The sequence below is a fragment of the Clostridium lacusfryxellense genome (assembly GCF_018861735.1).
GTDB lineage: Bacteria > Bacillota > Clostridia > Clostridiales > Clostridiaceae > Clostridium_AD > Clostridium_AD lacusfryxellense.
Genome location: NZ_JAHLEB010000003.1, coordinates 84,703 through 96,138, shown reverse-complemented (window position 1 = coordinate 96,138; position 11,436 = coordinate 84,703). Strand labels below are relative to the sequence as shown.

Here is an 11,436-nt window from a genome sequence, read left to right as displayed (position 1 = left end):
GTCTACTACATAAACATGCAAATCAATAATTCTAAACTCATTCTAATATATTAATTATACACCATTATATTCCTTCTAGCTAACAAGATAATATATTTTACCTATATATCATTCCTCATTTTACCCATGTATATACAATAAGTTAAATTTAAATAATGTGACCTATTTATTCCTCCTGCGTAGCTCCAAATAAGAGTTTGAAACGTGAAATTCCACACATACCTGACTTGATATTAGTTTATTGTCCTTATACTATTATGCTACTATATCTCTTTTACTAAAAGCTACGTATGCAATAACATTAAAAATTATAAAATAAGCTATCAGCACAGTAATTGAAAATGTCATTGTCATACCTTTGACTAATGGCTGTCCATCGATATATTGATTCAAATTCGTATTTGCAAATAAAATATATTTAGACCAATTAAATCTAGCAAGTTGCATTGTTACCATATTGCCTACAGTTAAAAGAAAAACACCAATACCTATAGCCATTGCACTATTACGGAAAACTGAAGAAATCATAAATGCTAAAGTAACCATCATCACTAAGCTAATACATTGAAGTCCATAACCCTCAACAATATGTGTTATCATATTAACTTCGATTATTTTGCCACTAACATTTGTGAGAAATGGTGTACCTGCACCTTTAAAGGTAAATAATATTCCTCCAATAAGAAATGAGACTACTAAAAGTACCAAAAGCATGAAAAGAGTATAACCTAAAACGGAAATATATTTTGATAATAAAATTTTCCACCGTTTTGAAGGTCTAATTAGTAATAATTTAATTGTGCCTCCCGAAAACTCATTGGCTACTATTCCACCACCCATTATAATTGCAAAAAGAGAAATTAAAAATATTATGCTACTTGCTCCGTCTACAAAACCCAATACCGATTTATCTTGAACTGGTTGTATGTCATGTTTAAGACGATATTCATTAGTTTGTAAATCTTTTTCATATCTATCTTTTACCGTTCTAGACATTTGTGGATTGGCTATCTCTTTTTTAATTTCCTGATTTTGAATTTTAATATCCGCTTTCCACTCACTCTTAGGTGCCTCATTACCCACAAATTTAAATAAGAACCCAAATGCTACTGTAATAATAACTAGTATACCAATCATTATCCATGTACTAATACTATGAGAAAGCTTCATGTTTTCATTACGAACTAAATTTATTATATTACGCAATTCCGCTACCCCCTGTCATTTCTAAGAATTTTTTTTCTAAGCTTTGTTGAACCTTGCGAACACCATAAATTTTAATTCCCTGGCCCACAAGCTTTTCAACTAGTTCAGGAACATTTTCTATATTTTCTTTAATTTCAATTTCTTCTTCAATTATTTCTGGTTTATATTTGCTACTAATACTTTCTAAATATACTTTTGCTTTTTCAAGCGGTTTAACATCTAAAGCTATAACTGAATCAGTCTCGTCTTCCAGCATTTCTTTCATGTCCTGAATTCTAATCAACTTACCATTTTGCAAAATTCCTACCCTATCACACATAAGTTCCATTTCAGAAAGTAAGTGACTTGATACTATTACTGCAACATTTTCTTCTCTTGCAAGTGTCCTGAGCTGATTACGCAATTCATGAATACCTGCAGGATCTAGTCCATTAGTAGGTTCATCTAGTACCAATAATTTTGGGGAATGAAGTAGCGCTTGTGCAACCCCTAGTCTTTGACGCATGCCTAGTGAATATGTCTTTATTTTGTCATGTATTCTCTTTTCAAGGCCCACAATTTTTATAACCTCATCAATATGTTCCTTTTTTATATTTGGGTACATTCTCCAGAAATGAACAAGATTTTGATACCCAGTTAAATATTTGTATAAATCCGGATTTTCGATAATTCCACCCACTTTAGCAATGGCCTTTTCAAAATCCTTATTAACATTTAATCCGTCAATATACATTTTACCTTTAGTAATAGACATAAGTCCTAGAAGCATTTTAATAGTAGTAGTTTTGCCAGCACCGTTTGGTCCGAGGAATCCAAACACCTCCCCTGAATGAACGTCAAAAGTAAGATCATCTATTATTATCCTTTTGCCGATTTTCTTTGTAACATTCTGTATTTGCACTATATTTTTCACTTCCATACTGAACCTCCTTATATGAGTTTTAAAATTATAAATATCTACTTCGAAATAGACTTTAAACATTTCCACCTTATTATTATGCTAAGATTTCCGTATGCTAGTTCCGCTGAGATTTCATGCCCCATTTGTTCAACAAATTGCTTTGTTATAGCAAGTCCAATCCCTGTGCTTTTTCCTGTTCTTGCTCTATCCGCTGTAAAAAAACGCTCAAATAAATGTTTTGCATCTTCATCACTTAAATTTGGCGCAGCATTTTGAAATATTGTAACAATGCAATCATTACTGCGTTTTAAAGCGATAACTACATTTCCTTTACCATATTTAATGATGTTTTGTATTAGATTTGAAAACACTCTCTTTACTGCAACCTCATCTCCTATAATAAAACAAGGTTTTTCTTCTATATCAATTTTAGGTTCTACTTCAAAACTTAAAAAATCATTATAAGATGAAGCCACGCATTCGCACACTATGTTATTTAAATTTAAGGATTTCAAATCAAATCTATATTCATTACCTTCTAGTCTTGATAAATCATAAAAACTAGTTATTAAGTTTTCTAAGGATTTTGTTCTATTTTTTATTATATCGATATAAGGTTTGTTTTCATCTTCAGCCAAACTATTATCATCAATTAGTTGCATATACCCCATTATTGAAGTTAACGGAGTCCTTAAATCATGAGATATATTTGAAATAGCTTTTCTAAGCTCTAAATCCATCTTTTTATATTTAGCTTCTGACTTTTGTTTTTCTTCTAAATTTTTGTTTATTCCTAGCGCTAACCTACGTAATTGTTTATTAGAACAAGATAATAGTATTTTCGAATTAGTCTTAGTTTTATTGATTTTGTTTAATTGATTATTTATACTTTTAATTTCAATATATAATAAAACATAAAGGCTAACAGATATTACTACCACCGCAAGTAATGAAAATATTATTAATCTTTGCATAAACATCACCCCTGCCTTTAATCTCTAGCATAGCTTATGCTAAACTAATTTATTTAACTTCCTTTTTTTCAAAATACAGTATGGTTATAGCTGTAAATACTACTGTATAAATAACACCCATTAATACTGAAGAGATTATAATTTCACTTGTTAATGTCCCCCTTGAAATTTCATTTATTTTTTTTGTTATAAGAATATTCTCTGCGTACTTAAAATTTTCTGAAACAAACGTTGAAAAGAATTTAATAATCGTACCCGTCATGATAAATATTCCAAGATATACACATTCAAAAACAGTATCATTTTTAATAATAAGAGCTAGACAAGTACATATTGCTATAGCCGCTATCCATAAAGGCGTGGCTACTAATGATTTTCGAAAAAAAGTTATTATATTAATAGGTAGTTCATTATTTACTCCAAATATTACAAATGCGCTCCCAAAATACAAAACTAATATACTAATTTCTGCTATAAATGCAAGCATAACTGTCGCCACAATCTTTGATAAAATTATTTTACTTCTTGCAACTCCAAAAGACACAACATTCCTAAGCGTATCATTTTTGTTTTCATCCGCTGTAATAATATCTGTAAATCCAGCAACTAAAAATACTGGTATAATAAGCGTTTCCATAAGTAAACCATCAAACATACTATTAATACTCTCAGACGGCATATTACCCTGTATATTTAAAATAGCAACATTAGATAATACAGCTAAAATAGCCATAAAAGCGATTAAAGCCCAAACACCTATTTTATTAAAACTTCTATAAAGTTCAGCTTTTATGTAATTAATCATGGTTATTACCCCCCATTAAATCTACAAAGTACTCTTCTAAATTCACACCACTGTTATTCATTGAAAATAACTTTATTCCATTATTAATAAGTACCTCTGATACAATTTCCGGGGTATCTATATGCTGATATAATCTAATTTCATTTTTATTTACCACTTCATATTCCATGCATTCCAGCTTATTTTCTATAATAACTGTAGCTTTTGAGGTATCATCTACTTTAATTAATAAGTGCCGTTTACATTTTTCTTCTAGATTTTTTGCAGATATTTGCTCTATAAACTCCCCGTTATTAATAAAACCATAGGTGTTTGCAAGTTGAGATAGCTCACTTAATATATGGCTAGATATAATTATTGTAGTATTTTTTTCTCTATTAAGTTTTAATAAGAGTTCTCTTAATTCCACTATTCCAGTAGGATCAATACCATTGGTAGGTTCATCCAAAACTAGCAAGTCAGGATTTATCATTATAGCTAGTGCCAGTCCTAATCTTTGTTTCATTCCCATTGAAAAATTTTTGATTTTTTTCTTGCCCACATCCTCAAGACCTACCATTTTAAGTGCCTCATCTACACATTCTTTTTCTACAACTCCCCTCTGCAATCTATAGTATTCTAGATTTTTCTTTGCTGATAAATACTTGAAAAAACTTGGTGTTTCAATTATGCATCCTATCCTAGCTCTTGAATTATTTAAACCAGCTTTTGATGTTTCGTTAAAAAGTTCTAGCTCTCCGCTTGTTGGTATAGATAATCCAGATATCATCCTAAGAATGGTTGTTTTTCCTGCACCGTTCTTACCTACAAGTCCGTAAATATCCCCTTGTTTCAATTCTAAATCAACATTATTTACTGCAAAGTTTTTACCATACTTTTTAGTTAATTGTTTTGTTTTTAAAATTATATCCCCCATTTAATTTCCTCCCTTATCTTTCAGCTCCTTTATATACTTATAATAATACTTAAAGTATAAGATACCTTAAGGAAATCCTTAAGAAAGTATTAAGATTTCTAACTCATCTTATAACCAATTCCCCATACTGTATGAATATACTCACTATACGGATCAATCTTTGCTATTTTTGAGCGAAGATTGCTTACATGAACATTTACAGTATTATCATCACCCAAAAACTCATCATTCCATACAGTCTCAAATATATTTGCTTTAGTAAACACCTTATTAGGGCACAACATTAACATCTCTAAGATATGAAACTCTCGTGGTGTAATATTAATATTTTCTCCTTTAACTAGTGCCTCAACTGATTCACTATTTAAAGTTAAATCTTTATACTTTAAAATGTTTTCGTCATTACTTTTATTGGAAAATATCATATATCTTCTGAGTTGTGCCTCAATCCTTGCTAGAATTTCATTTACATCAAAAGGCTTGGACATAAAATCATCTGCTCCCAGTTTTAGTACTTCTATTTTTGTATCCTGTGATGTCTTTGCAGATAAAACTATTATTGGCATAGTTTTAATTTTTCTTATTATTGATATTAGTTCCTCACCAGATATACCAGGTATCATTAAATCTAATAAGATAATGTGGAAATCACACTGCTTTATACACATTTCTGCTTCTGATCCTGAATATGCAGTTTTCACATGGTATCCATGCTTGCTCAATATTTCACATAACAAATTATTTATCTCTATATCATCTTCCACTACTAATACGCTTATATTATTCATTCCTCTCACCCTTTATAAATTAATTTAATATATTTTCTATTATATGTAATTTTATCCACACTTGTATAATTCATATTTATACAATTTTAGTATACTTTTGTTTTGTTGATTTGTACAATTATTGAAACTTTTCCTTTATTATATATATTATAGAAATATTAATATTGGTAAATTTTCATGCACATTTGACAATAATAGGCCCCACCTTCCGGTGGAGCCTATCAAAACATTTCCTTCTGATCTACAGATCATATATACTTTTTCGTTTCTTTATACTTTTAAAATTAAAGTATAGGTGCTATTATCTTGCCAAGAGTCTTTACAAAATTAACATCATCAAAATTAAATTCTTTTGCTTTAGTTGATTCACTTAAATATAACACTCCTTTTATTTGATCGCCTATAATAAGTGGTACAGCTATAACAGACTGCCAATTTGGAATACCAGTAATAACATCATACTCAATTATTGTATCCCAATCAATTTTACATACCCCTTGTTTACTATCAATTACAGACTTTATTATATTCTTATTATACATATCACTCTCAATCCATCCACTTTCAAAAATTTTTCTTGAATATTTCCCAGTGATATCTCCATTATCGTTAATAAACAAAATACCATTTTGCGCTTCTGTAATTTCAATAATTCTACCTAATAAACTGTATATTTTATCTTCTTTTGTAACGCTTTTATTTATAATTTCAATTAATTCTATCATGGCAAGCACATTTCTGTGGTCTTGTATTTCATTACCCGTTATTATTCCAGCAAGTCTATCTGTTTTTTTTGCTTTTACTAAAAACTCACTATCCCAAGCAACATATCTATTTCTTCCACGCTGCTTAGCTACATATAATGCTTGATCCACTCTCTCCACTAATTCTCCTTGCCACTCACCGTTTAGCGGACATGAAATCACGCCCAAACTTACAGTAACATCTCGTCTATCGTCTAGTATCTTCTCACTTTCAATTTTATTCCTAAGTTTTTCAGCTACAAGCTGTGCTCCGCAAATATCAGTATCCGGAAGAATAATAATAAACTCTTCCCCACCATACCTACCTACAATATCTGTTTCTCTTAAATTGTCCATCACAACTTCGCAAACTCTTTTTAAAACATAATCTCCTGTCCGATGTCCAAATTTATCATTTACCATTTTAAAGTGATCCAAATCATACATAATAATGGAAAACTTACTTCCATTAAGACTTGCTACTTCAATTTGTTCATCTAATGCCTCTTCTAGATATTTTCTAGTAAGCGTGCCCGTTAATTTATCAATAGATGCACTTAACCTAAGCTTATATTTTTCAATAATTATACCTACAACTTTACTAATCTCCATACATTTTTTCATGCTATCACTGTTAATATTGTTAAGCACTCTTTGTGATTCAATATATATATAACCAATAACATGTTTAACATCCTGCGGATTTTTTCTTCTCTCATTTTTCATAAAGTCTTTCTCATTGCCATTGTCCATAATAATAGGAATACAAATATACGCCTTCAAATTATTATAAATACTTTTTAACTCTTCCTTAGGTAAAACATCAGTTACTAAAACTGGATTATCAACACCTAAAATCTTAGCTGAACTTTCTGGATTTTGTGATAATTCATATTTTCTATCACTAGACGCAATTACTTTGTATCCATTATCATTATCACCCATAATGATAGTACCCCTAGTAGCTAAAGTTATAGATGATAAATAATCAATTATAAGTTCTAAGTTTTTGATGTTGTCAGATTGTAGATTTTCTAATACATCATTTATGTCATGAATATCCTCATGAAGAGAAAATGAATATACTTTTTTTATAGACTTTATAAGATTTTTATTCTTTAATATGTCTTTAGGATTTACTTGCTTTAATAAAAAATCTAATTCTTCTTCATCCTTAACCTTAATAGGATCAAATTTTAACATTGATACATCTTTATTATTCTTGTAATAGTTATTGACACCTAGAAACTTATCAAAAGGCCTTAATGCATTATTTAGTTTAATGTAACTTAATCTATATGATATGGGTAGATCAAGATTTATATCCTTTAATATACCACAGGCCTCAAAATAGTAAATCACTGCATACAAATAATCTTTTTTTTCAAAATAACAATCGGCAATTGATGTAGATATTCTCCAGCAAATATCTGCTATTTTATATTTTTTAGAATATTCTAACGCTTCTTTGAAAAGTTTAAGCTTACTCTTCTTTTCAATTAGTCCATCAACATATAATTTTTTAATGTATACTCTATACTCTTTTATATCGATATCAATATCAATCTTGTTAATCTCATTTAAAATATTAATTACATATTTTTGTTTACCTTCTTCATACAAGAAAATTATTAAATCATAGAATATATTAAGCCTGCTAGTATTAGCTAATATTTTATTAGCTATAATTATAATATTTTTTATACTTAAATCTATTTCTTCATCATTTGACCTGGAACGAATTTTTATATTTTCATTTAAAATAACTGCTTGCCATTTCTTTATAGAATTGTCATTTTCATATAATTTTAATGTTTTATTAATATAAAATTTAGCCTTCACCAAATCTCCCAGTTTATAGTTTATTTCAGATGCTAAAAAATAAAATTCTCTTATATCTTTACCTTGATTAGGATATTTCTCTAACTCTTTAATGCAGAACTTATAATACTTATAGGCATCGTTATAATTGTCTAATTTTAAATATACGCTTGCAATACTGGTGTAACAATAAAATGTATAGAACTCATATTGATATTTTTTGCATTTTTCTAGCGTTTGAATAAAAAATTGTAATGACATTTCATACTGTTGCTCTGAAGCATATGTAGCAGCAATATTTATCGATGCATCTATCTCACAACTACTAATATTATTTTTTTGGCATATATCCTTCATTTCAATAAAGTACTTTATAGCCTTATTATTATCTTGGTAATAATGACCATAAATAACTCCAACATTGTTTAAAGACTTTATTAATATACCAATGTTATTATACTTATTACATAAATCTATATTTGCTTCAAAAATAGCTAATGCTTCTCCAGCTTTACCATTTCTTAAGCAAACTTTTCCCATATGATGGTTGAATATAATTTTTAGCTTATCATATTCCCCTATACATTGTTGCATACATACATTGCATATAGTTTCAACTTTTGAATACTCTTGATTTATGTCATATACAGCGGCTAGTATACCTTGGCACCTAAGCATCCCTGAAATATAATCTACTTTCTCAAGCATCACATTAATTTTATCAATATAGAAAATAGTTTTATCTATATTATTTTTACTTAGCTCTATTTCAGCCACCTTAATTAAGCTATCTATTATATATTCGTGAAGATTTGTATTATCATGATACTTCTCTATTAACAAATAGTAATTTACTGCTAAATCTATATTACCCTCATCTTCATTTAACGCTGCAAGGTCCATAATAATACTTATATTTTTAATTGAATCGCACGAATAGTCCATAATAGATACCGCTTTTGTTAAGTTTTTTATAGCATCCCTCCTGTTTTTTAGAAGTTTCATCTTTTCAGCATTTTCAATACAATAATCTATAATCTTCTTCTGCTGATTTGATTTTTCTAAATGATAAATTAATTCCTCAATATATTCTGTACCACCTTGGCAATACAAATTCTCAAGTAATACGGAAGCTAATCTATGCATGGTTATTTTGTCTTCATCGCTTATTTTTTCATACATTAGGCTTTTTAAAAATTTATTGTAAAACCCAAATACGAAACCTCTGTCTTCAATTTTTTTACATAGTATTCCTGAGGAAATGAGTCCTTTAATACTATCTTCTAACTCAACATTATAATCTTCAAGAAAACCTTTAATTATCTCTAATGAAATAGCACTTTCAAATATCGATATTATTTCTAAAATAATATGATTTAGTTCTCCCATTTCGTTAACTTGGCTTAATAATACTTGATGCATATCAGTTGGCATTATAAATTCAGAATAATCATACTCTTTAGCCCAAGAACCCTTTATATCGTCTATATAAATATATTTTTTATTAAATGAATTCTTTATAATCTCTTGCACAAATAATGGATTGCCTTTTGTTTTCTCATAAACACTGTTTGCAAATTGATATGGTATAGTAGGGGAACTTAAAATATCTTGTATCATTTTACCAACTTGTACTTGTGTTAATTCTTTCAAAAATATATTACTAACTCCATTTGTGCCAGACATATTTTCTATAAATTCTGTGAACTTTTTATTTAATATACATTCTCCATCACAGTAGGACATTATAAACATAATATTTTTATTTGGTATCTTATTTCTTATAAGATATTCTATTAATTCTATTGTAAAAGAATCCGCCAAATGCAAATTATCAATAATTATTACTATAGGTATATTGTTTACACATTCTTCAATAAACCCAGCCGCTCTATTTATAAGCCTAAATTTTTCTTTTTCTTCACTTAAAGGCTTTGAATATATTATATTTTTTTTGTCCCCAAGTCCAGGTATAAATTTAACAAGCTCCGCTTCGTATCTTTCCAATAGACCTGGTTGTGCCTGCGCGATAAATAACTTTAATATATGAATGAAGGCCTTGCTACTATCTTTAGTAGATTCATCTAATGCAAAACTGCTGTAAACATTTACTTTCTTTAAATCAAAAATATATTTTAATTTTTTAAGAAACCGTGTTTTCCCAATACCTGATTCACCATGAATCAAAATAGTAGAATTATTTGCATTTTTATTTTTAATAGAATCATAGATCTTAGTTATTTTTTCAACTTCTTCCTCTTTACCTACCATTTTTAAATTAAAATTTAATTTTTCCAGTTCATCTTTTCTATGTGGTACATAATTAGTTTCAAAAATAATATTTATATCTATTACAAGTTCAGATATGTTTTTATATCTTTTTTGCGGATTACTATTAATCATTTTCTTTATAATACTTTTGAATTTTATATTCAACTTTTCATTATTATTAAATATTTCATTTACCTTGATTTCGTCAAAATCCTTAGTTTCTTCATTAAATATAAAATTGTCCTCTTTACTCCTCATATAAATAACAATCAATAAAATCCCTAGTGAATATATATCACTGAGCACATTGCATTTTTCACCTTTTAATACCTCTGGTGCTTTAAAATAATTTTGATAACTTTTATTTTTAAAGAACCCTTGTTTTTCAAGTTCAATAGTTGCAAAATCTTTAAACTTAATATCATCTTTTTTATTTTCAAATGTGTTTTGCACTATAATATTAGATAAATTTATATCACTATAAATAACGCCCTTCAAATGCAGATAATTTATACTTTGGCAAATTTCTATAAACATATCTAATATTTCCATACTTGTTTTACCAAGTGAAATATCTAAAATAGTAGAATTATTTATCACATATTCATTTGTGAAGAAATATACTTTTTCATCTAATTTTTTATTATCTATCAACTTAACTAAAGCAAAGTCGTATATTGAAATTATATTTTTACATTTAAAGTTAGTTAAATTCATAAACTCATTAGTATAGAATTCAATTAGTTTCTTATGTACATACTCCGAATTAATAATATTTAATTGAACTGTATCATGATTTTTTATTATGTCATTTACTACATAACTGGAAACCAACCTATTTTGGTTTATACATTCAACTATTCTATACCTATTGTTAATAATCTCCATTTTAATCACACCCTTAAATATCAATTAAACAAAAAATATCAATTAAACAAATTTATTATTATCAATATTATAATATAAATCTTTTTTATATACCATTATTAATTTATATAATAATATATTTAT

At 28.0% G+C, this 11,436-nt stretch carries 7 protein-coding genes; all 7 read right to left on the bottom strand.

All coding sequences use genetic code 11. The annotated features are described in order from the left end of the window. Window positions 1-255: 255 nt before the first annotated feature. Window positions 256-1,206, bottom strand: a complete 951-nt coding sequence (locus KPL55_RS03305; protein ID WP_216305292.1) for an ABC transporter permease — start codon at window positions 1,204-1,206, stop codon at window positions 256-258. Beyond that, on the bottom strand, window positions 1,199-2,125 hold the full coding sequence (locus KPL55_RS03300) for an ABC transporter ATP-binding protein (protein ID WP_246599286.1): 927 nt from the start codon (window positions 2,123-2,125) through the stop codon (window positions 1,199-1,201). The genes KPL55_RS03305 and KPL55_RS03300 overlap by 8 nt, the downstream gene beginning before the upstream one ends. Window positions 2,126-2,163: 38 nt before the next feature. Then, window positions 2,164-3,081 carry a sensor histidine kinase gene (locus KPL55_RS03295; RefSeq protein ID WP_216305291.1) on the bottom strand — a complete coding sequence of 306 codons (918 nt, stop codon included), beginning with the start codon at window positions 3,079-3,081 and terminating at the stop codon, window positions 2,164-2,166. A 49-nt stretch (window positions 3,082-3,130) separates the two neighbouring features. Next, window positions 3,131-3,886, bottom strand: a complete 756-nt coding sequence (locus KPL55_RS03290; protein WP_216305290.1) for an ABC transporter permease — start codon at window positions 3,884-3,886, stop codon at window positions 3,131-3,133. Further along, window positions 3,879-4,802, bottom strand: a complete 924-nt coding sequence (locus tag KPL55_RS03285; RefSeq protein ID WP_216305289.1) for an ABC transporter ATP-binding protein — start codon at window positions 4,800-4,802, stop codon at window positions 3,879-3,881. The genes KPL55_RS03290 and KPL55_RS03285 overlap by 8 nt, the downstream gene beginning before the upstream one ends. A 98-nt stretch (window positions 4,803-4,900) precedes the next feature. Further along, complete coding sequence (locus KPL55_RS03280; protein WP_216305288.1) at window positions 4,901-5,590, bottom strand: response regulator transcription factor; 690 nt, start codon at window positions 5,588-5,590, stop codon at window positions 4,901-4,903. A 284-nt stretch (window positions 5,591-5,874) separates the two neighbouring features. Continuing rightward, on the bottom strand, window positions 5,875-11,313 hold the full coding sequence (locus tag KPL55_RS03275; RefSeq protein ID WP_216305287.1) for a diguanylate cyclase: 5,439 nt from the start codon (window positions 11,311-11,313) through the stop codon (window positions 5,875-5,877). Window positions 11,314-11,436 lie beyond the last annotated feature (123 nt).